Source organism: Sphingomonas sp. GW821-FHT03E12 (assembly GCF_059420685.1).
Genome location: NZ_JBWKUF010000006.1, coordinates 130,170 through 154,724 on the forward strand (window position 1 = coordinate 130,170; position 24,555 = coordinate 154,724).

Genomic DNA, 24,555 nt, shown 5'->3' on the forward strand with positions numbered 1-24,555 from the left:
ATCAGCGCAAGCCCTACTTGTCAGCCTTCCACCCGTAGGCATCCATCATGATCTGGAACAAACGGGTGTTTGGCATGAAGCCGCGCACCTTCTCGGCACCGGGGCCGGAGGCGGCAACGATCACTTCCTCGCCGGTATGGCCGTCCTGAACACCGATCACCTTGTTGCTCGCGCTGGTTGCGTCGGGCTTCGCGGCTTCCGCCGCATATTGCCCGGCCAGCGGCGTACCCCGCGTTCCGCCACCCATGCGCAGTCCGAAGCTGTGGTCCGCCGTGAAGATGATCAGCGTGTCCTTGCCGGCAATCGCACTGACGCGGCGGATCATGTCGTCCATTTCGATCACGCGACGCAGGCCAGCCTGGGGCTTGTCGGTATGCATGTCCCATTCGACCATCAGGAAATAGCCCTTGGGGTTTTTGGCAAGCTGGGCGATCGTCGCCTCGACCGCCGGGAGCGGCTCGAAATCCGCATCGCGGAACACCGCGACGCGCTTCGCCTCACGCACCAGTACGGGATCTTCGCCGAACCGATAGCCTGCTTTGGCGAATGCCTGCTCCGCAGGTACTCCAGCCTTTGCGAATGACGCGATGGCGTCGGCCCGGCCCTTGCCGATCAGGATATCGACCCCATCGCCGAAACGCGGCGCGAGCATCTGTCGGAAGATTTCGTCCTTGTCGCGGCGTGCAGCGACATGGGCATAAGTGGCAGCGGGGGTCGCGTCCCAGATCGCCTTGTTGGTTACGACGCCGGTCGAGAGGCCCCTTTGCTCGGCATATTCGAGCAGCGTCTTGACCGGGGTGACCGCATCGCCCTGACCCGTCGGGATGGCGGACACCATTGCGTTGTTGGTCTTATGGCCGGTCATGATCGCGGTCATACCCGCACCCGAATCCGTCACCCAGCGATTGAGCGACGAGGTGTCGGACAGCGCGATGTGCGGCATCGACTGGATGAACAGCGACTGCGGCTTGTCATGGGCGAGGATGCCCGCCGCGCTGAGCGTCGGCAAGCCGCCAGCGTCACCCATGAAGACGATCACGTTGCGCGCATTCGGTACGGGCGCTGGTGCCTGCTCGGCGGTCTGGGCGAGTGCGGGCGGCGCCAGCAGCGTGCAGGCGAGGAACAGGGTCTTGAAGCGGCGCATATGAGGCATCCTTGTCGAACGAGAGACCGGAGCACCGCGCGCGGCACTCCGGTCAGTCAGGGGGAAATGGATCAGAAGTTCAAGCGGGCGCCAAACATGTAGCGCGCGCCGAAGGTCTCGACCTCGAGCGAGCGGCGGGCGTCGCCGACATAGCGCACGCCCGGCTCGTTCAGCAGGTTGTTGGCATCGAAGTAGAGTTCGATATTCTTGTTGATCGCATAGCGCGCCGACACGTCGAGGCGGCCTACATCGCCCCAATAATTGTCGCCCACGACGGCGTTCGAACCGAGCGATTCGATCCACTTGGTACGATACTGCCAGCTGGCGCGAACCGAGAAGCCGGCTTTCTCGTAATAGCCCGAGACGTTGTACACGGTCCTGGACGACCCGGGCAGCGCTACCTTGCGGCCGTCCGGCGTGGTCGCTTCGGAGTCATTGTAGGTGAGGTTGGCCTGGACGCCGAAGCCGCCCATCCAGTCCGGCAGGCCGAGGCTGCGCGCGATCCCTTCGAACGGCTGCGAGAAGGCGATTTCAAAGCCCTTGATCGATCCGCTCGCGCCGTTGCCGATCGTCGAATAGAGGTATGTCGAACGCTTCAGTTCCGGCGTGTCGAAATCGGTGATGTCGAACTGCGGATATTCGATGTCGAACAGGACGTCGCGGATGTCCTTGTAGAAGACACCGACCGAGAAGAAGCCGCGCGAGGGCATGTACCATTCATAATAGAGATCGACACCCTTGGCCTTTTCCGGCTTGGCCCGCGGGTTGCCGCCGGAAACCGTCTGCGCCTCGTCGCTGATCGACAGGTTGGGGCGCAGGTCCGAATAATCGGGCCGCGCCGCGCCCGTGTTGAGCGAGAGGCGCATCTTCATGTCCTGCGTCACGTCCCAGTTGATGTGCGCACTGGGGAAGACCATCGTCGTGCTGGAGGTCAGTTCCGCCGGGGTGAAGCGGGTGACCCCGCCCACCGTCGTCTGGATGTTGGCGCGGCTGTCGTTGCGGATATGCTCGATGCGCGCGCCCGCCAGGATGTTGCCCCAGTCGAAGAACGACGTACCCATGGCATAACCAGCATAGATGCGTTCATTCACCTTGTAGTAGTTCTGCTCCGCCGTATTCGGCTGCACCCGCGTACCCCCGCGTGCGATGAAGGAGTCGAACAGCGCCGCGCCGGCATCCGATGAGAAGTAACGGAAGCTGTAGCCGAGCGGGATCGCGCCCTTGAACGGGTCGGTGATCGAGAACGCTTGCTGACGCGGCAGCGCGATGCCAGCCGCAGTCAGATCGGCCGCGCGCGCTTCCAGCACGGTGCGGTTCGATTCCTTGGTGCGGTCGTTGAAGTTGAAGCCGAACTGCAGCTTGGTCTCGTTGCCGAGGAAGTTCAGATCATGCGTCAGATCGAGACGCGCGGTGTAGGCGTCGGTCTGGTCGCGACGCCGCGTGCGCGTCATGGTCGAATAGTCGAGTTCGCTGGCGCCGATGAACGGACGTTCGGCACCCTTGCTGTACACGCCGGCCGCGTTGCGGAGCGTCTGGTAGAGCCGGACCTTGGCGAGACGCGGGTCGGTCAGATCATAGTCGACCGTCGGCCGCAGCAGCACGTCGCGCGGGCTGAGCCAGGTCGAGCTGAACGGCCCGCGGCTATCGTCCTGCGCGCGGGTGAAGTTGAACCGCCAGCTCGCGTCCCAGCTGTTGCCCAGATCGTGATTGCCGCCGAGCGTGTTGGTGAAGATGCGCTGACGCGACGAGTTGCTGTTCAGCGTGGAGTCGATTTCGACGCCATAGATGGTGCCCTTGTACGGCGTGTTGCCCAGCGCGGCATTGGCGTAACCGGGGCCGTTTCGGCTGTCGTCGACGTCGAACTGATACTGGTTGCGCAGTTCGTCGTCGCGGAATTCGGTGTGGACCGACATCAGGAACAACTGGTGCTCCGGCGAAGGGCGCCAGTCGAGCCGGCCGCCGAACGCAGTGTTGGAGCGTGTGAGACGATACAGCTTGTTCTGGGTGTTGTTGTTCCAGACCACGTTGTTGCGCAACTGCCAGCTGCCCTCGAAATTGTCGGTGACCATGTCGCGCTCGTAGCGCGAGGCGGTCAGCAGGATGCCGATGGTGTCGTTGGCGAAGCGGTCGGAGATGTAGCCGCTCGCATTATACTGTTTGCCGCCGCCCAGATCGTTGAAGCCGAGCCCAATGTCGCCCGCCGCGCGAAAGCCGGGGTAGTCGAACGCACCGCGCGTGCGCACGTCGATATTGCCGGCGACGGTTTCGCCGGTCATGTCGGCGGTCACCGCCTTGCGCACGATGACGGCGCTGGCGATCGAGGACGGGATGGTGTCGAAGCGGGTGGTGCGACCCGCCGGGCTGATCACGTTGATGCCGTCGAACGAGATGGTGGTCCAGCTCGACTGCGCGCCGCGCAGGCTGACGAACCGCTCCTGACCCTGGTCACGCTCGACCGCGATGCCGGGCAAACGGCTCAGCGCGGCAGCGATATTCTGGTCGGGGAAGCGCCCGATGCTGTCCGCCGCGACCACGCTGACCAGCGCAGGCGACGAGCGCTGCAGCTGCAAGGCGGCCGCTTCGGACTCGGCGATGGGGCGCGAACCGGTGACCACGATATCGCCGCCCTCCGACGTCGCGTTGAGTGACACGGCGATGTCGATCGGCACCCTCGGCTGCACGGTGACCTGCTGGCGGCCGGCGTCGAAGCCGATATAGGTGACGACCAGCGTATGTGCGCCGGCCGGGACGCGCGACAGGCGGAAGCGGCCCTCGGTATCCGTCGTCGCGACGACCGCCGATCCCTCAATTCGCACCTCGGCGCCGTTGATGAAGCGGCCGGACTCATCGGTGACGACGCCGGAAACCTGGCCCAGTGCGGCGTCGGCAAGCGCTGTGCCGTCGGCCGCGACTGCCGCGCTATCGTCATCACGTCCGTTCGCCGCGTGTACCGGCAGCGCCAGGCCAAGGGCGAGCGGTGCCGCGGTCGAAAGCAAAACGATACGCGCAATGGCGGGGTGGCCCGTCATTTTCAGTCTCCTTGATGATATGGGTTTATGTTTCTGAGAAGGCTTCAGTCGCCGCCGTGCGGCAGGTGGTTGGCGCTCTCGGACCGGGTCATGGCGACCAGCCGGAGCACATGCGCTTGATGCGCACATGCCACGGCGATGATGCCCGGCACGCCGAAGTCGATTGATCCCGCATGGCCCCCTTCCGAATTCGAAGCGGCGGGTGGCCGTGCGGGATGACCGTTTCGCGACAGCAGGAAGTTCTTAAATGACTTGAGCGTGACATCCTGCCCGTCGCCGCGCCGCGAATGCGCGTGCGCGATTGCTTCGACTGCGGTCCGGGGTCGTGATGACGGCCTGATCCTTGTCGAGCTTCTGCCATGGAACACAACGGCTAAGCCGCTGATCTTCAGTGGCGCGGCGCGGCCGATAGGCAGTTGCCAGCGCTATCATCACCATTCCTCAAATGAATTGGCGTGCCGGCGGTGGATGCTGAAGTGGCGCTCTCGACGCCGAAACACGTCTTGTCGGGAACCTGAACGATGATGCACGCCCTCACTGACGCTCGCTCCCATTCATTGCGCGCATGGATCAGGACCGCTTTGCCGGTGCTGTCGCTGATCGGCACGATGACCGCTTCGCCCGCAGACGCGCGCGATGATACGGCGAGGCTGATCATCGTCGATGGCGACATCCGCGCCGAGGGTCAGGCGCCGGCCACGGCAATGGCGATCGATGACGGGGTCATCGTGAAGATCGGAGCGAAGGCCGAGGTGATGGCGCTGGCCGGACCCGATACGACCGTGATCGACGCGCGCGGACGCCCCGTGCTGCCGGGCTTCATCGATTCCCACATCCACCCGCGCGCGCAATTCGACGAGATGGGGGTGTACGGTCTGCTTGACCTGACACCCGAGGGCGGCGTCGGCTCACGCGCCGCACTGTTCGCCAAGCTGCGGCGCAAGGCGGCGCTGACGCCGAATGGGCAGCTCGTCGCCGGTCGCGGCTATTATGACGAGCTAATCGACGGCCATCCCACCGCGCGCGAACTCGACGCGGTCGTGCCGGATCACCCTGTCATCCTGCGCCATTCAAGCGGACATCGCAGCGTGGTGAACTCGCTCGCGCTCAAGATGGCCAATATCACCGACGATACGCCCGACCCGCCAGGCAGCAAAATTGTACGGGATGCCGCTGGCAAGGCGACCGGCATCCTGCTCGAAGGCATTCCGGGTCTCGCCCGCCTGTACGACACCACGCCCAAACCGACCGAAGCGGAGACGCTGGAGGCTTATCGCACCGAATTCCGCACCTTGCTGTCCTACGGCATCGTCGGCGTCGGCGATGCCGGTGCGTCCCCGGAAAAACTGCGCATCTATCGTGCCCTGCTCAAAAGCGGGATGCCAGTCAGCGTCTATGCGTTGACCTCGTATCGCCATCTCGACTGGCTGATCGAAAACCGGTTCAAGACGGAATGGAACGTGCCCGGCCTGACGCTGGACGGGGTGAAGCTGTTCCACGGCAATTCGCTGTCGGGCCGCACCGCGTGGCTCTACGAACCCTATGCCCATGACGCGCGCTATCACGGCATCGCCCCGGGCCGCGATCAGGCCGAGCTCGACCGCATGGTCGCGCGCGTCCACAATGCTGGCCTGCAGGCCGCGGTGCATTCCAATGGCGACCGCGAGATCGACATGGTGCTCAACGCCATCGACGCCGCCCAGCGTGCCAATCCGCGGCCTGATCCACGCCATCGCATCGAGCATGCGAGCGTCGTCAACCCCGGCATCCTGCAGCGAATGAAGGCAAGCGGCGTTGCGGTGTCGCTCCATTCCTACGTCATCAACCACGGCGAGAAGATGGAGGATTTCGGCGCGGCGCGCTGGAACATGATGCATCCCAATCACAGCGCGCTCGAACTCGGCATTCCGGTGGGCGGCAGTTCGGATAGCCCGGTCAGCCCGGCGAGGGTGATGGAGCGCATCCAGAGCCTGGTGACGCGCCGCGCGCGCGGCAATGGCAAGGTCTATGGCGAGAAACAGCGCGTCAGCGTCGCACAAGCGCTGTCAATCTGGTCGAAGGGCAGCGCCTACCTACAGTTCGAGGAACGGAAGCGCGGCACGATCGCTGTAGGCAAGCGCGCCGACCTCGTGATCCTCGCCATCGATCCGGCCAAGGTCATGCCGGACAGGATCGAACGCGTCGCGGTCGATTACACGATTATCGGCGGTAAGATCTGTTACCGGAAGGACGACAAGGGCCAGCCGCAATATTGCTGGTGACCTTGTTGCCTATTCGGTCACCGGATGACCGATGCTGCGCGCGGCGGCGATCTCCTTCGCCACCTCCAGCGCCCTGCGATACCCCGCGATCCGGAAGCGCTCCGCGCGGATCGCGAAATAGCCGTGGACGAAGCGCGCGCTCGACCCTGAATCGACCGGCATCGTCCGCAGCCGCGTGTCCGGCGGACACTCCTCGCGGAACATGAAGGTGATGCCGAGCCCGTGCGCCACGCCCTCGCGGATCATTTCGCGCGTGTGCATCTCCATCGTCCGCGCAGGGCGGATGCCAGCTTCCTCCAGAACCTGCCGCGTCGCGCCAAGCGTGCGCGATGTCGGCTCCCGCACCAGCAGCGTTTCGCGGGTTAGCGCATCGAGCGGGAAATAGGCGCCTTGCGACCCGTCCCAGCCAGCAGGAACCACCGCCACCAGCTCGTCGCGATATAGCGGGGTATAGATATAGTCGGCATGCACGCGCGGCTCGCACACGATCGCCATATCGATCTGCGCCTGGATGAGCGCGTCGTTGGTCGTGCTCGCGTTGGCGATCGCGACCTTGAAGTCAATCTGCGGCAGCGCCGCGCGCAGGGCCGTCATGAACCGGGCGGCGAAGGGCGGGGAATCCGTACCCAAGCGCACGGTGCCGATCGAGCCGGTCGTCGCCTCCGCCAGCATCGTGGCGATCTCGGACGCCACGTCGAACAGGATATGCGCCTTGTCATACAGCGCCTGCCCCGCCGGCGTAAGCATGAGCGGCGGCCGCACGCCGTCGATCAGCTTGACCTGATACCGGTCCTCCAACGCCCGCAGCTGTTTCGACAACGTCGGCTGAGAGATATTGAGCCGCCGTGCGGCGCGCGAGACGCTGCGGTCCGATGCGATCGCGTAGAAGGACCGCAAATGCTGAAAGTTGATGCTCATCCCGGCCCGCTGACATGGATCCGCGTCCGGCATGTGACAGGAGCGGCGATACGCCGGCGCGAGGGGCATTGGCTATGCCCCTCATGCACACAAGCTATTCGTTCCGCACCGGCCGGGTGCGTAGCAGCGTCGTCATGGAAACTGTTGGCAAGGCCGGCCCATTCGACGTTGTCGTGGTCGGAATCGGTATCATCGGGATCGCCCACGCGCTCGCCGCCGCTCGTAGCGGCGCGCAGGTCGCGCTGATCGACGCATCGGCACGGGCGGTCGGCGCAAGTATCCGCAATTTCGGCTTCATCACAGTCACCGGGCAGGAACGCCACGAGATGTGGAATCTCGCACGTCGGAGCCGGGATATCTGGGCGCAGGTCGCGCCATCGGCCGGGATCGAAGTGGTGCAGACCGGCCTTGCTATGGTCGCGCGCCGGCCCGAAGCCGTCGCCGTGCTTGAAGCGTTCCTCGCGACCGAGATGGGCGCGGAATGCCGGCTGGTCGGTGGCGGCGAATTCGCAGCATCGATGGAGCGGATGACCTTTCCGCAATGCGAGGCGGTCTTGCTCAGTCCGCACGAAATTCGCGTCGAAGCGCGCGACGCGCTGCCGCGTCTGCTTGCCTGGCTGGTCGATCGCTGGGGTGTCACGCTGTTGCCGCCTGCGCAGATCCGCCACGTAGCCGCGGGTGAGATCGTGACGGCGGACCGGGTCATCCGGAGCGAACGGATCTTCGTGTGTCCGGGCGATCAGTTGGCCGCGCTCTATCCCGCACTGGCCAACGAAATGGGCGTCTCTCGCTGCAAGCTGCAGATGCTGCGTCTCGCCGATCCCGGATACCGGCTGCCCGCACCGGTCATGAGCGACCTCGGCCTCACGCGCTACGAGGGCTATGCCGCCTTACCGCAGGCGGCGAAACTGCGCGACCGGCTTGAGCGGGAGCAAGAGGCGCAAAGCGCAGCGGGTGTGCACCTGATCGTCGCACAATCCGCGGATGGCAGCCTCGTCGTCGGTGACAGCCATGCCTATGGCGACGTCATAGATCCGTTCCAGCACGCCGGTGTGGACGACCTGATTCTCGATGAGTTCCGTCAGGTCCTGGGCGAGCCGCCGCCGGTGATCGAGCGCTGGGTCGGCTCCTATGCCTGGTCGCCCGACCGCAATTGGTTCAGCCGCGAGGTCGAGCCCGGCGTGCATGTCACCGTCGTGACATGCGGCGCAGGCATGTCGACTGCCTTCGCGATCGGTGAGGATGTGGTTCGCGCCGCTTTCGGCGCGCCCATGAAGGGCGCTAGCTGACATGGACAAGATCGCTGCCGTCGTCTTCGACTGGGCCGGAACCATGGTCGATTTCGGATCCTGCGCACCGGTCCGCGCGATGGAATCGGTGTTCGACGAGGCGGGTGCGCCAGTATCCGAACGCCTGATCCGCCGGCATATGGGCCGCGCCAAGCGCGACCATGTCGCTGCGATTCTGGCTGAGGCGGAGGGCGACGCTGCCTGGCGGCATGCGCAGGGCCGCGCCGGAAGCGAAGCGGACATCGACGCACTGATGCGCGCGCTCGAACCTGCGATGGCCGCAGCTGCGTTCGAACACCGCGATCTAGTGCCGGGCGCGGCCGAGGTGACAGCGTGGCTACGCGACCGCGGCGCGCGGATCGGCTCCACCACCGGCTATACCCGGGCGATGATGCGCGGCATCCTCCCCGCTGCCGAGAGCCAGGGTTATGCGCCCGAAATCGTGGTTTGCGCAGGCGAGACCGAAGCCGGCAGACCTGCCCCGCTCATGCTCTGGCGCGCGCTCGAAATGCTGAGCGCCTAGCCGGTGTCGCATTGTGTGGCCGTGGATGACGCGCAGGTCGGCATCGTGGCCGGACGGAACGCCGGGCTTTGGACGGTCGGCGTTGCCGCGTCGGGTAACGGCATTGGGCTGCCGCTGGCGGCCTACAAGGCATTGCCCGCAGCGGAGGGTCGCGAGCGGCTGCGGAATGCGGCCAGCGAATTGGCGAAAGCCGGTGCAGACTTCGTGATACCGACCGTCGCGGATCTGCCGAATGCGATCGAACGGATCGAGGCGGCGTTGCTTCGCGGCGAGCGGCCAGGCCTCCACCCGGCCACGATCTGCCTCGCCGGCTGAAGCCGATATGCGTTTCTCGCCCCGCGACCAGGCCGACGGTGCGCCGATCAACCGCGCGCTGTTGATCCTCTGGGCCGGCGGGGCCGCATTCAGCGCCTATTTCTCGATGTACGCCTTTCGCAGGCCGTTCACCGCAGCGAGCTATGCCGATGCGGGCGCTTGGGCGTTTGCGCTCGATTTCAAGATCGCATTGGTGATCGCGCAGATCGCCGGTTATGCCCTGTCCAAGTTCATCGGCCTCAAGGTCGTCTCCGAAATCGATCCGCGGCATCGTGCAGCAGCGATCCTCGGACTGATCGGTCTCTCCTGGGTCGCGCTCGTGCTGTTCGCGATCGTCCCCATCGCCTGGAAGCCGGCGGTGTTGTTTCTAAACGGTCTGCCGCTCGGCATGATCTGGGGTCTCGTGTTCGGCTATCTCGAAGGCCGCCGGATCAGCGATATCGTTGGTGCGATGCTCTGCGCGAGCTTCATCGTTTCGTCCGGCATGGTCAAAAGCATCGGCGCGTGGCTGATGGCCGACTTCGGCGTGTCGGAATATTGGATGCCGGCGGCGACCGGTGCGCTGTTCCTGCCATTGCTGCTCGTCTCGGTGTTAGGACTGTCGCGATTGCCGCCGCCCGACGCGCGGGACATCGTTGAGCGGATCGAGCGGGCCCCGATGGACAAGGTGGAGCGCTGGCGCTTCCTGCGTGCGCATTGGCCGCTCATGCTCCCCCTCGTCACAAGCTATGTGATCTTCACGATCATCCGCGACCTTCGGGACAATTTTTCCGCAGAGATTTGGGCCGAAATGGGCTTCGGACGCGTCGCGGGCCTATTCACCGCGACCGAGGCGCCGATCGCCATCGCGCTGTTGATCGTACTCGGGGGCTTCATCGCGATCCGCGACAGCGCGCGGGCGTTACGCTGTCTCAATCTCCTGATATGCTTGGGGGCCACGACGATCTTCCTGGCAACGCTGGCGTTCCAGAACGGCGTGCTCGGACCGATAGGGTGGATGATCCTGTCAGGGGCGGGTCTCTATCTTGGCTACACCCCGTTCAACGCAATTTACTTCGATCGGCTGCTCGCTGCCACGGGCCGGACGGGTAATGCCGGCTTTCTGATTTATGTCGCCGACGCCTCGGGGTATCTCGGCAGCGTTGTCGTGATGTTCGCGAAGAGCTTCATGACGTTTTCCGTCGATTGGCTGCAATTCGTCGTTTCGCTGAACTATCTCGGTGCGGCAGCCATCTTGCTGATGATGCTCCTGACCCATTTTGCTGGCCGCGCGCAACTGGCACCGATTTCGGACAAGGCAATGGCAGGCATCGGGACTGCGGCGGCGTCAGCGTCTCCCCCCCCTCGGCCGGCACCATATCCCGTATGACGGCGCTTCGTTGCCGGGATCATCGGGGAACGATCATCGCGGCGGCGGAGAGCGGCAGCGCGGCAAGCACTACCGTCTGCTTTCAGCGCTGAGACTTGAAGACAGGACTTTCCCGCGCCGCTTCACCACCCGGCAGTCGGACCAAATAGGATGTACCATAAGCGTTGCCGGGCTTCTCAAAGTCCGTCGAGACGATCTGGGCACCGCTGGCGAACGCGGTGTCGGCACGCTTGCGGTCATTCACCTTGGCCTCATAGGTCTCGATGTCCGAACGTGTGCGGACGAGATAGCCCTGCGCCACGGCAGCGCGGATCTCGCGTTCGCGCAGCAGCGCATTGTCGTACATCAGGAAAGCGGCATGGTCTTCGCCGGGTTGGGCCCGGAGGAAGGCGATGCGGCCCTCAAGTGAGGGGTGGCCTGCCAGATAGCCTTCGGCTCCCTTCGGGCCGTTGGCGGTGATCATCAGGAACACGATCTTGCCGCGCGCCTTCGCCAGCGTCGGCCAGCTGCCGGCACGGACCGCAGCGTTCAGCGTGGGATGGCGTCCCCGCACATCGTCCGGTGTCACGATCCGCTGGCGCGGGAACACCGACAGAATCTCCCGGTCGATGTCGTCGAACCGTTCCGGCGAAAAGGGGAGCGGCGGCGTGGCGTCCTTGAAGAGTGGCATCGCCTGGCTCTTCGCCTCGATCAGGATGAACAGCGGGACGTGGCCCGGATGCGCATCTGACCAATCCCGGATCTCGCGCAGGCAATCGGTGAAGAGCGGGCAGTGGCTGCGGAAGTCCGCATCGGTGATGTGATGGACCTTGAAGCCGGGTTTCGCGAGAGCTGCCGTGTCGATCGGCAGCAGGTCGTGCACCCCCTGCGCCCGCAACTGGCGATAGCCGGCGGGGTCGAGATACTGTCCCCCCTTGGGGTCGGGATTGAGGTCGATCTCAAGGCTGCGCACGCCAAGGTCGAGCTGCGCGGTCAGGCTGTCGTGCGTGTAGTTCAACCCCTCCTCGATGGTGATCGGATTGGGATGCTCTTCACTGAAGAGCTTCTTCTGCGCGTCCGGCATTGCCTGAATCATCTTGTCGAAGCCGGCGAAGATCGGGCGTAACAGCACGCGCAGCTGGGGATCGATGGGCAGCGAATAGCTGTTGTGGGTGCCCAGGATCTGGATGCGGTTGATCGGGAGCGACGCGGGAAGATCCGCGGCTTCAGGGCCTGGCTTTCCTGCCATGGCCGCACCCGACAGTGCCAGTGCGGCCGCGCCGATAAGAAGGAGCTTGTTGCTGAGCATGGATCAGGCTCCCCGGCTTAGAAACGGAAGTTGACGAAACCGCCGGCGGTGCGGCGCGCGCCCGGCGAGGTGTAGTGGAGCAGCCCGACCGCGCCGTAATTCTGCCAACCGGTCGAGAAATAGGTGTCGAACAGGTTGCGGGCATAGGCGCCGAACTCGACATTCCGGTCCGGGAGCGTGAAGGTGACGCGCATGTTGGCGAGGCCGTAGCTCGGCACGCGCGAATATTCGGGCTGGCCGACAACGGTCCAATAGTCGTTGCGCCAAGCGTAATCGATATGGGCCCGGGCGCTGAAGCCGGACGCGAACTCATGGCTGAAATCGGCTGCGACGCTCGCCGCCCAGTCGGGCGAGTTGGTCAGGCGCGTGCCGGTATAGTCGGTGGTCTTGTTGTAGACGTAATCGGTGAAATGGCCGTCGGTGTAGGTGAAGTTGCCGGTCAGGGACACGCCCCGAACCGGCGCGATCGCGATCTCGCCCTCGACGCCCTGCGACCGAAGCCCGCCGGCATTGCCGATGGCGGTTGTCTGGATCACGCCGCCCGCGCCGTCCGGGATGGTCGTGAGGATGGTCGTCTGGAAATCGGTGAAGTCCGACCGGAATATGCCGAGGTTCACGCGCAGGCGCCGATCGAACCATTCGGATTTGATGCCGAGCTCGATCGCCTTGACCGTCTCGGCGCGATACGGGTTATATTTGTTGCCGACAAAGGCGATACCGGCCGGCTTGTAGCCGGTCGAATAGGTGGCATAGAGCATCGCATTGTCGTTGATCTGCCATTCGGGCGAGACGCGATAGGAGAAGTTGTCGCCGGTCACCTTGCCATAGGGATAGGCGGGCGCAGCGCTGCTGCCGACAAAGGTCGGGCGATAGCCGGCGATGGGCAGCGGATCGATGGTGATGAAGGTCAGCCGCTGCGAATTCCAGTCCTTGGTGTAGCGGCCGCCGAGCGTCAGGCTGAGGCGCGGCGCCAGGTTGAACTTCAACTGGCCGAAGGCGGCGGCGGTTTCGTTCACCGTGTCGAACAGCGAGGCGTTGGCGTTGACGCCGATCGCGCCGGTCAGCGCATAGAGCGTCGGCTGCGGCGTACCGTTCGGCCGGTAGAGCGGCTGGCCGAGCGTTGCCCATTGCAGCTGGGTCTGGCGCGCATGCAGCCGGTTGTAGAACGCGCCCACCACATATTCGACGAAGCCGCCGGTCGGTGAGGCGAGGTGGATCTCCTGGCTCAGCTTGTCGGTGTCGAGCTCGCCCAGGTTGAACGGGACATAGGCATATTTGTCGAGCGGCAGCAGGTTGACCGGCGTCGAGTTGTTGTAGCCGGTAAAGCGCAAGGAAGAGATCGATCGCAGCTCATGGCTGCCGAGCTTGGCGGTGATATTGAGCGATGTGCCCCATTCCTCGGTCGCGATCTCGCCGAAGCTGCCGTCGGCGGTGTCGGCGCTCTTCGGCCCCGGAAAGACACCGAGTTCGCGGAGCATTGCCGTGACCGCGGCGGGCTGGCCGGATACGGGCGTGCGGACGCTGCTGTCCCAATGATGGGCATAGTCGGCCGAGAGCAGCATGCTGAGCGTGCTCGACGGTTCGATCAGCAGGCGGGCGCGGCCGCCATAGTCGTGGGTCGAGCCGACGAGACGGTCGAGCGTCACGTTCCTCCCGAAACCGTCCTGTGCCTGGTCAAACCCCGAAACACGCAGCGCCGCGATGCTGCCGAGCGGCACGTTGACCGTCGCGTTGAGGATGCGTTCGTTGTGCTCACCATAGCTCGCGCTCGCGCGCAGCGAGAAGGTGCCGAGCGCGGGGCGGTTGGTGCTGACCGCGATCACGCCCGACGTGGAATTCTTGCCGAACAGCGTGCCCTGCGGACCCTTGAGGACATCGACGCGACCGATATCGACCATGCCGATCAGGCCGTTGGCGCGCTGGCCGTCCATCACCACGTCGTCGACGACGACGCTGACCGACTTGGCGTTGGAGAAGTCGAACGAGGTGCTGCCGACGCCGCGGATCTGGAAGGCCGCTCCCTGGGTCGGGTCGTACTGCACGCCCGGCACGAGATATTGGAGGTCGGTGAAGTCGGTATAGCCTGATTGCGCCAGCGCCTCGCCGGTGACGCTCTGGATCGAGAGCGGTACGTCCTGGACGCGTTCCTCGCGGCGCTGGGCGGTGATGACAATGTCCTGAAGCCCGTCCTCGGCGGAAGGATCCTTCGCCTCCTGCGCCTGCGCCGATAGCGGCAGCACGGCGGTGCCGGCCAGCAGCAGCGCCCATGCGGTGCGCGACCGCACCATGGATCCGAAACGAGTCATCGTATTCCCCTGATCAATCGAGTCAGGGGCTCCTAGCCATGGACTGTTACGGTATTGAGACGATCGTACGGTAAAATATCAGCGAATTTTTGTACAAAAAAAACAGTCGTACTGGATCAGGATTTCATATCAGACGCAGGATCTCCTCATAGTCGTAGCGATGCTCGTGTCCCATCAACCCGCCCAGCCCGAAACCGATCATCGCCATCACATAGGCCTGGGTCAGCGCATGGTCGGCGTCTTCGCTGCCAGTGAGGATGCGGCTGATGATCGGATGGACGTTCTCGGCGCGGCGGCGGCGCATATCGATCGCGAACGGCAGGAATCCGGGCTCGCGCCGTGCGGCCAGCGCCATCTCGTGCCCCAGCACGATAACCGTTGCACCGGCCGGCCGCTCGCCCGTGGCATCCTGGACCTCCGACCGAAGCCGGCGATAGAGCGTCTCGACACCGCCAAGCAGGATGTCGCGCTGCATGGGGAAGTGATGCGCCAGGCTGGAGACGGGCATCGTCAGCGCCTGCGCGATGGAGCGGTGCGACAGCGTCTCGATCCCGCCGGCAATGATCATGTCGGCGATGTGCTCGGCGATAGCGGCCTTGGCCCCCAGCGGCGGCTCGCCCGCATCGAAGGCGGCGCGCGCCGGCTCCTCCAGCCGCGCGACCAGCCGCATGTGCCAGGCATCCGTCGGGGAGCCGGGCGCCGCATTGCGATCGCGCAGCAGCGCACGGATGGTGGAGGCGCGCAGCAGGCCATAGTCGGTGTCTGCGCCGAGCAGGGTCGAGAAAGGCCGCTCGTCGGCGCAGTAGGCGGCGATGCGGCGCGCCAGCCGGTCCGCTTCATCCCAGCCGTCGAGCATCGCGCGCCACATATCGGCGTGCGCGCCGGTGATCGCAGCGACAGGTTCGGCAAGGCGCTCGTCGCGATAGGCGGCCGACAGCAATTCGCTCTGCATCACCGCCGGGACGCGGTTCGCATTTCCGCATTCGCCCAGCCATGCCTCGACCATATCCGACAGGAAGTCGGTATTTCCGGGCGCGATTCCGCCCATTCGGCGTGCCCAGTGCGCTGCCTGAGTTTCCGTCAGCACCACCTCGCGCCGTGCGAGCCCCTCGATCAGCGCCCCGCGATCACCGATGCGATAGCTGATCGTGCCAACCGATACGCCCGCCCGCTCCGCGACGACGCGCAGGCTGAGCTGGCCGAGCCCGCGCTCCGCCGCCACTTCGCGCGCCGCATCGAGGATCGCGGAACCGGCGTCGCCGGGGCGTTCGCGGATGGATGGGGAGTGTTTGCTCATTTCGCCTGCGGTCTTAGTGGAGTGCAGGGACCAGTCCAGAGCTCGCGGGCTGGCCGAAGACGCCAAACAGTCACGGCACCGCTCTAGGGGCGCAGCATGACGACGGTCCGGAGGTTGGCGCTCTACGCCTTCATGGCATCGCACTGCGGCAAGAGCCTGCTCTGGGTCGCCGGGGATGCGTTCGCGCTCTACATCATGGTGGCGCTCCTGAAGCTGCCGCCAGTGACGGCAGGGACGTTGTTCCTCGCCGGATCGCTCTGGAACGCAGCGCTGGACGCGGCTTGGGGCGCGGCGCTGGCACGCTTCGACCGGCTGCGCCGCTGGACGCCGCAAATCGGCGGCGGTGCGGCGCTCATTGCCTGTCTGAGCTTTGCCGCTCTGCCACTGGCCGCAAGCGGATCACTGGCGTCCGCCGCGATCCTGTTGATCCTCTTTCGCACCGCCTTCGCGCTGTTCGATGTTCCGCACAACGCCCTTTCCGCGATCCTTGCGGCACGCCACGGGCATCTGCATTTCATGCGGTTGCGCACCGCCGGCAGCAGCGCGGCGGGGATCGTCGTGGCCGTGGCGGCGATCCCGCTGCTCGCGGCGAAGGGAACGGTACTGCCTGTCGCCGCGATGATGACGATCGGCGCGGCGGCCCTGCTGCTCCTGATGCCGCTGGCGTGGTTGCTGGCCATTCCGCTGCAGGCTCCAGCCGACCAGTCACCCGGCGTGACGAACTCGCAAGAACGCGGGCGGCTAACGCCCGTGCTCACCTTCTGTCTCGTCCATATGGTCGGCATCGGTGCACTCGCGGCGGTGGGCAAGGCGGCGCTCCATCTGGACGCTTCGCATGCCGGGATTGTGACGACGGTACCGTTGCTGCTCGCTGCTGCCCGGCTCGGCTCGATTCCGCTATGGTCGGGGCTCGCGCGTAGGCTGGGAGTTACCGGCGGGTTAGTACTGGCCTATGGCGTGAGCGCGGTGGCGATCGTGACATTGCCGGCGGGACTTGCGTCAGGAATGGCCGGAACCGCCCTTGCCTTCGCCTTGCTGGGTATTGGGCTTGGCGGCGTGATCCTGTTGATATGGTCCGCTTTCTCGCAACTGCTCGAGCAGGTCTGCGCCACCGTGCCCGGCATGGCGGCGTCGCGCTACGGCATCTTCACGGCGTCGTCCAAGATCGGGCTGGGTGGCTCGGCATATCTGGCGGGGCACTGGCTGGCTGGAGGCGTGAACCAGGCGAACACACAAGGTGCTTCGCTGTCGGGGCTGGCGATGCTGCTTGCATTGGCAGCGTTGCTGTGTGCCGCCTGTGAATGGTGGCGGGCTCACGCCTATGACGGGCCGGGCGGGGTCCTTGAGCGGCTCGAACGAACGGCCGCCATTGGGCCGAGATCTTCCGTTGAAACGCTTCAGTGAACCCTTTCCGTTCATGCCCGAACACTTTGTACCGAAATCGCCAGAGCAAAGCGCCTGTTGGCTACACCAGCAGGAGCAAGCCGTCCGAGTCTGCGACCTTATATGGCCGCTGCCCAGGCTTGAGCGGGCGAATCTGAACCGTCGTAAGCAGGGTGGACCACGTCTCCTGCACTGTTCGTGGCCCACCGATTCCTGGCCCACTTTGAGCGGACCACGGCGGAACAAAGTGGGGCTTTGCCGGACAAACAGGAGGCAACATGCCGCAGATTTCTGCGGATTTCTACAATGTTCCCAATATGTAATGGTGCCGCTTACAGGACTCGAACCTGTGACCCCCGCATTACGAATGCGATGCTCTACCAACTGAGCTAAAGCGGCCCGGCCGGCGGAACCGCCGGTGGAAGGTGGCGGCGCTTACCAGCCTCTTTCGCGGCTGACAAGCGTTCCAGATACGCGCCGAAAGCCCTGCCCGTCTTTACGCAAGATTTACCATGCCATGCGCAGACTCGGGATATTCAAGGGCAACTGCCCTCTGTGGAGCATGCGCATGGACACCCGCGGACTCGAAGACCGCCACCAAACCGGCCACGACGACACCGGCGTCGGCGATTCGGGTGACGGCCGGCAGCGGCTCGATATCGGGACCGACGAGCGCCGGATGCATGTGCGCGCATATAATCACTGGGTATCGCTGCTGCGCGGACGCGCCTATCCGTCGATCGAGGATCTCGATCCCGAAAGCATCGCCGATTTTGGCCCGCACAGTGTGCTGCTGGACTTCAGTGGCGGTGTCGAAAATCCCGCGATCCGCTATCTCGGCGCGTCGCTTCGCGAGGAATGCGGGGTCACCAACCTGATCACCCATGTCGGCGAAGTGCCTACCCGCTCGCTGCTCTCGCGCCTGACCGATCATTATCTCCAGATCATCGCCAATCGCTCGCCGATTGGCTTCGAGGCCGAATTCGTCGGTCAGCGCGGCCACAACACGCTCTATCGCGGCATCCTGATGCCCTATTCGTCCGACGAGGACACGATCGACTTCATCTACGGCGTCATCAACTGGAAGGAGATGGTCGACGCCGAGACCCAGGCCAAGCTCGAACGCGAGGTCGAGGAAGCCCGCCGCGCCGCGCCGCCGCCGACCGCCGCCGCGCCGGTCTGGGCCGATGGCCCCAGCGCACCGATCGTCGAAGAAGCCGTCGAACCCGCGGTTCCGCACGACGACGTCGCCGCCGTCCCCGATACGCTCGCCGGCCGCCTGATGCTTGCGCGCGAAAGCGCCGCCATGGCGCGCGCCGCCGATATCCGCAGCCACGCCTCACTCTACCGCGCGCTTTCGCGTGCCTATGACTTCGTGCGCGCCGCGGAGTCGGACGCGGACGCCTATGCCGAACTGCTCAGCGACGCATCGATCACCGTTCAGGCGCGCGCGCCGATGACCGCCGCCGCAAAGCTCGTCTTCGGCGCAGGCTATGACAAGACGCGCCTCACCGAATTCGCCGCGGTGATGAACAACGCACGCCGCAACGAAGTCGGCGAAGGCGGGCTCGACGCCTTCCTCACCGCGGAACCGGGCGGGATCAAGGCGATCGTCAAGAACGAGCGCGCGCTCCGCAAGCCCGCACCCCAGCCCGACGTCTATGCCCGCGCCGCCGAAGAGCTGCGCAGCCGTCCGCCGCTCGCCCATGTCGAGATCGAGGCCGGCGAATCGGAGTTCGTCGTCCTGCTGGCCCGTGCCGGAAGCGACGGGATGCTCGACATCCTGGCCAAGGTTGAGGGAGATGCGGCCTTCGCCGAACGCGTGGTGCGCAAAGCCGCGGCCTGACCCGCGCAATTCCCGTAACGGCATCGACACGAGCTTAGCGGTCCCGCGCGCGCCGCGCATCTTTGTATCGAATGTCACCGGTGACATCGCAACTTCGTCTCAATTGTCACGTTGCAGTGCAGCAAGCCTTGAGCCGCGCCGAATCCCGGCGCATAGCCCGCGGGCATGAGCAAGCCGATCAAGTCGCTCGCCGATGCGCTGCAGGCGCGTCTTACCGATGGAGCCCTGCCGGGAGAGCTAGAGGGGTTCGGCGATGCCGAGCGCGCCGTTGCCGCCCGGTTCGTCGCGGAGGCCGCCGCGACCCGTCCGCCTGGTGTACCGGGAATCGCGCTTGAAACCGGTCTTGGCGAGGACAGCCGCACGATGCGCCTTGCCGTCGTCAATGACGACATGCCCTTCCTCGTTGATTCGATCTCTGCCACCATTGCTGCCCACGACATTGCCATCCGCCGCGTGATCCATCCCGTTGTCGCCGTCGAACGCACCGGCGACGGCGCTCTGACCGGCATCGGTGCCGGCGGCGCCCGCGAATCAATGGTCTATATGGAACTGGAGCGCGCCGATGCGCGCGACCGCACCGGTCTTGTCCGCGACCTCGAACGCAATCTCGGCCATGTTCGTGCCGCAGTGACCGACTGGCCCGAGTTGCGCCGGGCGATGAGTGACGACGCCAACCGCGTCGGCGATCCTGAGGGCGCTTCGCTGCTGCGCTGGTTCCAGGGCGGCAGCATGACCCTGGTCGGGCACGAGACCTGGCATGTCGATGGCAGCGTCACCGACGCCGCCGGCATCTGCCGCATGAAGCTCGACACGCCGCTGCTCGCCGATGCCTCGCGCGCACTCGCGGTCGAGTGGTTCGAAAAGGGCGGACAGCCGCCGCTGCTGCTCAAGTCCAACCTGATCTCTACCGTCCATCGCCGCGCACCGCTCGATCTGGTGCTCGTGCCGCTGCGCGATGGCGGCAAGGTCACCGGCCTGTCGATCCATGCGGGCCTGTGGACCAGCGCCGCGCTCCATTCGACGCCCGATGAAGTGCCGCTGCTGCGCGCGCGCCTGTCCTCGCTCGAAACCAAGTTCGGCTTCGACCCGCGCGGCCATACCGGTAAGGCGCTGGCGCATGCGTTGACCGGTCTCCCGCACGATCTCACCATCGCCTTCCCGCAGGAAGCGCTGGAGAAGATCGCGCTCACCGCCATGTCGGTGACCGACCGGCCGCGATCGAAGCTCATCCTGGTCCGCAGCGCGCTCGGCCGTCACCTCTTCGCATTTGTGTGGCTGCCGCGCGACGACGTCTCGACCGGCCGCCGCGTCGCGATCGGCGAGATGCTTGAGCGCGCCGCCAATGCCACCCAGATCAGCTGGTCGATCGCGCTCGAGGACGGGCCGGTCGCACTGCTGCGCTACACGCTCGATCTGCGCGGCGAGGGCCGCATGCCCGATGCCGCGACGCTCGACGCCGAGCTGGAGCGGATGGTTCGCGGCTGGCTGCCCGCGGTCGAGGCCGCGCTGATCGAGGACGGCCTTGCCGCCGCCCGTGCCGCACGGCTCGCGCTGCGCCATGCCCCCGCCTTCCCGCTTGGCTACCGCAACAACAACCCGCCGGAAGAAGCCGCGCGCGACATCGTCCGCATCGCCGGCCTCGCCGATGCCGGCGCGCGATCGGTCCGCTTCTTCGAGCAGGCAGGCAAGCTGCGCATCAAGCTCTATCGCCTCGGTGGTGCGCTGCCGCTGTCGGATGCGGTACCGGTGTTCGAGAATTTCGGTTTCCGCGTGATCGAGGAACTGCCGACCGCACTCCCGGGTGAAACCGGCGCCTATATCCACGACTTCGAAGTCGAGCTGAGCGGTGAAGCCAGGCTCAAGGGCGAAATCCCGACCGTTGAGGACGCGATCGCCGCCGTGCTCGAAGGGCGCGCGGAGAATGACGCCTTCAATCGCCTGATCGTTGAGGCGGGCATCGCGCCCGCGTCCGTGGTCCTTCTCCGTGCCTGGTTCCGCTACCTGCGCCAGACCGGCCTCACCTATGGGCTCGTCACCGTAGTCGAAGCACTGCGCCGCGCGCCGGCCGTCGCCACGGCGCTGGTCGAGCGGTTCGCCGCCGCGCACGATCCTGCCCGGGCCAAGGGCAGCGCGGATGCGATCAAGGCCGCCGACGCCGCCATCGCGACTGGTCTCGATGCCGTGTCGGCGATCGACGACGACCGTATCCTGCGCGCGATCGCAGGGGTGATCCGTGCGACGCTGCGTACCAACGCCTTTGCCCCGGCGGCGGCCGAGGCGCTGGCGTTCAAGCTCGACAGCGCCAAGGTGCCGAACCTTCCCGCGCCGCTCCCCTGGCGCGAGATCTGGGTCTACAGCCCGCGGGTCGAGGGTATCCACCTGCGCGCCGGCCCGGTCGCACGCGGCGGCCTGCGCTGGTCCGACCGGCGCGACGATTTCCGCACCGAGATCCTCGGGCTGATGAAGGCGCAACGCGTCAAGAACGCCGTCATCGTGCCGACCGGCGCCAAGGGCGGCTTCTATCCCAAGCAGCTCCCCTCGCCGCAGATCGATCGCGACGCGTGGTTCGAAGAGGGCAAGGAAAGCTACCGCATCTTCATCCGCTCGCTGCTGTCGATCACCGACAACATCGTCAGCGGCAAGGTCGTCCATCCGGACAGCGTCGCGATCCTCGATGGCGAGGATCCCTATTTCGTCGTCGCCGCGGACAAGGGCACGGCGACCTTCTCCGACGTCGCCAACGCGATCGCGATCGAGCGGAATTTCTGGCTGGGCGACGCCTTCGCTAGCGGCGGATCGGTCGGCTACGACCACAAGGCGATGGGCATCACCGCCAAGGGCGCGTGGGTCAGCGTCCAGCGCCACTTCCTGGAAATGGGCACCGACGTCCAGACGCAGAGCATCCGCGTCGCGGGCTGCGGCGACATGTCGGGCGACGTGTTCGGCAACGGCATGCTGCTGTCCAAGGCGATCAAGCTCGTTGCGGCGTTCGACCATCGCCACATCTTCCTCGATCCCGACCCCGCCGACCCCGCCGCAAGCTGGGACGAGCGTGCACGCATGTTCGCGCTGCCGCGGTCGAGCTGGGCCGATTACGACCCTGCGCTGATCTCCAAGGGCGGCGGCGTGTTCGCGCGGACCGAGAAGGTGATCAAGCTCAGCCCGCAGGTCCGCGAAGTGCTCGGCATCGATGCCGAGGAGATGGAGCCCAACGCGCTCATCTCCGCGATCCTCAAGGCGCCCGTCGACCTCATCTGGTTCGGCGGCATCGGCACCTATGTGAAGGCGGCGTCCGAAGCGCATATCGAGGTGGGTGACCCCGCCAATGATCGCCTGCGCGTCAATGCCGAAGACATGCGCGCCCGCGCGATCGGCGAAGGCGCGAATCTGGGCGTCACCCAGGCTGCGCGCATCGCCTTCTCGCTGCGCGGCGGCCGCCTCAACACCGACTTCATCGACAACTCCGCAGGCGTCGATTGCTCGGATAACGAGGTGAACATCAAGATCGCCCTGAACCGCGAGGTGATTGAGGGCCGCCTGAAGATCGACGATCGCAACACATTGCTCGCCAGCATGACCGACGACGTCGCGCATCTGGTGCTGGAGGATAACCGCCTCCAGACGCTCGCGCTCTCGTTCCTCGAGAATGACGGCGCGGTCGCGGTGCCGAGCTTCGTGCGCGTGATCGAGATCCTCGAAGCCGCCGGCCGGCTCGACCGCGCGGTCGAAGGCCTCGGCTCGAACGAGGATTTCCTGCGCCGCGCGCAGGAAGGCCGCGGCCTGACCCGGCCCGAACTCGCAGTGCTGCTCGCTACGTCCAAGCTCGCGCTGCAGGATGCCATCGAGGAGGATAATCTCGGCCTCGATCCCGAACTCGAACCCGATCTGATCGCCGCCTTCCCGCCGGCGATGCAGAAGAAGTTCAAGAAGCCGATCGAGGAGCATCGCCTGCGCGGTGAGATCGTCGCGACCAAGCTCGCCAACCGCATCGTCAACCGGCTCGGCGTGCTGCACCCGTTCGAGCTGGCCGAAGAGGAAGGCGCCTCGCTGCGCGACATCGCCGCGATGTTCGTCGTCGCCGAGCGGCTGTTCGGCCTGCCCGCGATCTGGGCAGCGATCGAGACCGCAGCGATCAGCGAACAGGCGCGCCTTGCGCTGCTCGACGAGGTCGCCGTCGCGACGCGCGCGCAGATTGCCGATCTGCTTCGCGTCGATCGTCCGGACGAAGGGCCGGGCGAACTGATTGCGCGCCTCAAGCCCGGCATCGCCGGCCTCGACCGCCAGACCAAGAAGCTGCTCAAGGACGAAGCGCGCGCGCAATCGGGCCGCATCGCCGCGAAGCTTGAGGAAGCCGGCGCGCCGCACGATCTGGTCACCAAGATCGTCCGCATCTTCGAGCTCGACGGTGCGGTCGGCCTTGCCGATCTCGGCCAGCGCCGCGGCATCGACGAGACCGAACTGACCCACGCCTTCACCCATCTGGGCCAGGAGCTTGGCCTCGACTGGGCACAGGCGGTGGCCGCGCGCATCGTTGCGGGCGATCCGTGGGAGCGGTTGCTGATCGCGGGCCTCGCGCGCGACTTCCAGCAGCTGCGTCTCGAGTTCCTCGCACGTGCCGAGGGCAAGGATCCGCGCGCCGCGGTCGATAGCTGGCTTGCCGACCACGGCCCGCGCGTCGCCCAGTTCGCCGCACTGGTGAACCGCGCGCGCAAGGCATCGTCGCCCAACGCTGCGATGCTCGCCCAGATCGCCGGGCAGGCGCGCGTCCTGCTGGGCCGGTAGGCGTCCCGGCGCCATCAACCGTCACCCCGGCACAGGGCTGGGGTGACGGCGACGCTCGGGTAGAATCGGCACCTCACACACGTTGTAATTGCGAATCATTCTCGCTAATCCCGCGAGCGACTCGCAATTGGAACGACCTCGCCCGATGCACGGCACCGCCGCCAAACCGGCCCCTCGCAAGAAAAGCCGGAAAGCCTTCTGGCTCAAGCAGCTTCACACCTGGCACTGGGTCAGCTCTGCGATCAGCCTGATCGGCCTGCTGCTGTTCGCGATCACCGGCTTCACCCTCAATCACGCCGCGGAGATCGAGGGATCGCCGGTCACGGTCGAGAAGAAGGCACAGCTTCCCGCGCCGCTGCTCGCGACGATCAAGCCCGACGACGCGCCCGACGCCAAGAAGCCCCTGCCCAAGCCCGTTGCCGACTGGGTTCAGGCCAACCTCCCCGTCACCCGCGCCACAGGTGAGGCCGAATGGTCCTCGGGCGAGATCTACCTCGCCCTTCCCCGTCCCGGCGGCGACGGCTGGGTCGCGATCGACCGGGAGACCGGCGAGGTGACCAACGAGAGCACCAGCCGCGGCTGGATCGCCTGGCTCAACGACCTCCACAAGGGCCGCAACGCCGGCACCGTGTGGAAATGGTTCATCGACATCTTCGTCGTCGCCTGCGTGATCTTCTCGCTCACCGGCCTCGTTCTGCTCCAGCTCCATGCGCGCCACCGGCCCAGCACCTGGCCGCTGGTCGCCGCGGGCCTGATCATTCCTGCCATCCTGGCCATCTATTTCATCCACTAGGGGAACGCCGTC

Annotated in this window: 15 protein-coding genes and 1 tRNA gene; 9 read left to right on the forward strand and 7 right to left on the reverse strand. The window is 65.7% G+C overall.

Annotated elements, in window-relative coordinates:
* Window positions 1–13 precede the first annotated feature (13 nt).
* Together AC07TU_RS18590 and AC07TU_RS18595 are read right to left on the reverse strand one after the other, a co-directional pair.
* On the reverse strand, window positions 14–1,144 hold the full coding sequence (locus AC07TU_RS18590; protein WP_495189421.1) for an alkaline phosphatase: 1,131 nt from the start codon (window positions 1,142–1,144) through the stop codon (window positions 14–16).
* A 71-nt stretch (window positions 1,145–1,215) separates the two neighbouring features.
* On the reverse strand, window positions 1,216–4,173 hold the full coding sequence (locus tag AC07TU_RS18595; protein ID WP_495189422.1) for a TonB-dependent receptor: 2,958 nt from the start codon (window positions 4,171–4,173) through the stop codon (window positions 1,216–1,218).
* A gap of 587 nt (window positions 4,174–4,760) precedes the next feature.
* On the opposite strand from AC07TU_RS18595, the gene AC07TU_RS18600 reads away from it, so the two are divergent.
* Window positions 4,761–6,434, forward strand: a complete 1,674-nt coding sequence (locus AC07TU_RS18600; protein ID WP_495189423.1) for an amidohydrolase — start codon at window positions 4,761–4,763, stop codon at window positions 6,432–6,434.
* Between the two features lie 9 nt (window positions 6,435–6,443).
* Here the strand turns inward: AC07TU_RS18600 and AC07TU_RS18605 are convergent, their stop codons facing one another.
* Entirely contained in the window at window positions 6,444–7,352 is a 909-nt protein-coding gene (locus tag AC07TU_RS18605; protein ID WP_495189424.1) for a LysR family transcriptional regulator, read from the reverse strand.
* Between the two features lie 134 nt (window positions 7,353–7,486).
* On the opposite strand from AC07TU_RS18605, the gene AC07TU_RS18610 reads away from it, so the two are divergent.
* From AC07TU_RS18610 to AC07TU_RS18625, 4 genes are all read left to right on the forward strand, one after another.
* Entirely contained in the window at window positions 7,487–8,641 is a 1,155-nt protein-coding gene (locus AC07TU_RS18610; protein ID WP_495189425.1) for a TIGR03364 family FAD-dependent oxidoreductase, read from the forward strand.
* A gap of 1 nt (window position 8,642) precedes the next feature.
* Complete coding sequence (locus AC07TU_RS18615) at window positions 8,643–9,164, forward strand: HAD family hydrolase (protein ID WP_495189426.1); 522 nt, start codon at window positions 8,643–8,645, stop codon at window positions 9,162–9,164.
* A gap of 21 nt (window positions 9,165–9,185) precedes the next feature.
* Complete coding sequence (locus tag AC07TU_RS18620) at window positions 9,186–9,479, forward strand: hypothetical protein (RefSeq protein WP_495189427.1); 294 nt, start codon at window positions 9,186–9,188, stop codon at window positions 9,477–9,479.
* Window positions 9,480–9,540: 61 nt separating this feature from the next.
* Entirely contained in the window at window positions 9,541–10,848 is a 1,308-nt protein-coding gene (locus tag AC07TU_RS18625) for a DUF5690 family protein (protein WP_495189428.1), read from the forward strand.
* 82 nt (window positions 10,849–10,930) lie between these two features.
* Here the strand turns inward: AC07TU_RS18625 and AC07TU_RS18630 are convergent, their stop codons facing one another.
* The 3 genes from AC07TU_RS18630 to AC07TU_RS18640 form a co-directional block, all read right to left on the reverse strand.
* On the reverse strand, window positions 10,931–12,136 hold the full coding sequence (locus AC07TU_RS18630; RefSeq protein ID WP_495189429.1) for a Ca2+-dependent phosphoinositide-specific phospholipase C: 1,206 nt from the start codon (window positions 12,134–12,136) through the stop codon (window positions 10,931–10,933).
* 17 nt (window positions 12,137–12,153) lie between these two features.
* Complete coding sequence (locus AC07TU_RS18635) at window positions 12,154–14,442, reverse strand: TonB-dependent receptor (RefSeq protein ID WP_495189430.1); 2,289 nt, start codon at window positions 14,440–14,442, stop codon at window positions 12,154–12,156.
* A gap of 124 nt (window positions 14,443–14,566) precedes the next feature.
* Entirely contained in the window at window positions 14,567–15,739 is a 1,173-nt protein-coding gene (locus AC07TU_RS18640) for a TetR family transcriptional regulator (RefSeq protein ID WP_495189431.1), read from the reverse strand.
* Between the two features lie 96 nt (window positions 15,740–15,835).
* On the opposite strand from AC07TU_RS18640, the gene AC07TU_RS18645 reads away from it, so the two are divergent.
* Window positions 15,836–17,143: an MFS transporter gene (locus AC07TU_RS18645; protein ID WP_495189432.1), complete on the forward strand. Its 1,308-nt coding sequence runs from the start codon at window positions 15,836–15,838 to the stop codon at window positions 17,141–17,143.
* Window positions 17,144–17,445: 302 nt separating this feature from the next.
* On the opposite strand, the gene AC07TU_RS18650 is transcribed toward AC07TU_RS18645, so the two are convergent.
* A tRNA-Thr gene (locus tag AC07TU_RS18650) sits at window positions 17,446–17,521 on the reverse strand.
* Window positions 17,522–17,690: 169 nt separating this feature from the next.
* Between AC07TU_RS18650 and AC07TU_RS18655 the strand changes: the two genes are divergently transcribed.
* The 3 genes from AC07TU_RS18655 to AC07TU_RS18665 all read left to right on the forward strand — a co-directional run bounded on the left by AC07TU_RS18655 (window position 17,691) and on the right by AC07TU_RS18665 (window position 24,543).
* Complete coding sequence (locus tag AC07TU_RS18655) at window positions 17,691–18,968, forward strand: PAS domain-containing protein (protein ID WP_495189433.1); 1,278 nt, start codon at window positions 17,691–17,693, stop codon at window positions 18,966–18,968.
* Between the two features lie 165 nt (window positions 18,969–19,133).
* Entirely contained in the window at window positions 19,134–23,750 is a 4,617-nt protein-coding gene (locus AC07TU_RS18660; RefSeq protein WP_495189434.1) for an NAD-glutamate dehydrogenase, read from the forward strand.
* A 145-nt stretch (window positions 23,751–23,895) separates the two neighbouring features.
* Window positions 23,896–24,543 (forward strand): PepSY-associated TM helix domain-containing protein, encoded by a 648-nt coding sequence (locus AC07TU_RS18665; RefSeq protein WP_495189501.1) that lies wholly within the window; start codon window positions 23,896–23,898, stop codon window positions 24,541–24,543.
* The last annotated feature ends 12 nt before the right edge of the window (window positions 24,544–24,555 follow it).

What these genes read in the sequence shown, in the direction of transcription:
- AC07TU_RS18645 (WP_495189432.1), top strand. Translation starts at nt 15,836, where the DNA reads ATGACGACGGTCCGGAGGTTGGCGCTCTACGCCTTCATGGCATCGCAC.
- AC07TU_RS18635 (WP_495189430.1), bottom strand. Translation starts at nt 14,442, where the DNA reads ATGACTCGTTTCGGATCCATGGTGCGGTCGCGCACCGCATGGGCGCTG.
- AC07TU_RS18630 (WP_495189429.1), bottom strand. Translation starts at nt 12,136, where the DNA reads ATGCTCAGCAACAAGCTCCTTCTTATCGGCGCGGCCGCACTGGCACTG.
- AC07TU_RS18655 (WP_495189433.1), top strand. Translation starts at nt 17,691, where the DNA reads ATGGACACCCGCGGACTCGAAGACCGCCACCAAACCGGCCACGACGAC.
- AC07TU_RS18615 (WP_495189426.1), top strand. Translation starts at nt 8,643, where the DNA reads ATGGACAAGATCGCTGCCGTCGTCTTCGACTGGGCCGGAACCATGGTC.
- AC07TU_RS18610 (WP_495189425.1), top strand. Translation starts at nt 7,487, where the DNA reads ATGGAAACTGTTGGCAAGGCCGGCCCATTCGACGTTGTCGTGGTCGGA.
- AC07TU_RS18595 (WP_495189422.1), bottom strand. Translation starts at nt 4,173, where the DNA reads ATGACGGGCCACCCCGCCATTGCGCGTATCGTTTTGCTTTCGACCGCG.
- AC07TU_RS18590 (WP_495189421.1), bottom strand. Translation starts at nt 1,144, where the DNA reads ATGCGCCGCTTCAAGACCCTGTTCCTCGCCTGCACGCTGCTGGCGCCG.
- AC07TU_RS18640 (WP_495189431.1), bottom strand. Translation starts at nt 15,739, where the DNA reads ATGAGCAAACACTCCCCATCCATCCGCGAACGCCCCGGCGACGCCGGT.
- AC07TU_RS18665 (WP_495189501.1), top strand. Translation starts at nt 23,896, where the DNA reads ATGCACGGCACCGCCGCCAAACCGGCCCCTCGCAAGAAAAGCCGGAAA.
- AC07TU_RS18605 (WP_495189424.1), bottom strand. Translation starts at nt 7,352, where the DNA reads ATGAGCATCAACTTTCAGCATTTGCGGTCCTTCTACGCGATCGCATCG.
- AC07TU_RS18660 (WP_495189434.1), top strand. Translation starts at nt 19,134, where the DNA reads ATGAGCAAGCCGATCAAGTCGCTCGCCGATGCGCTGCAGGCGCGTCTT.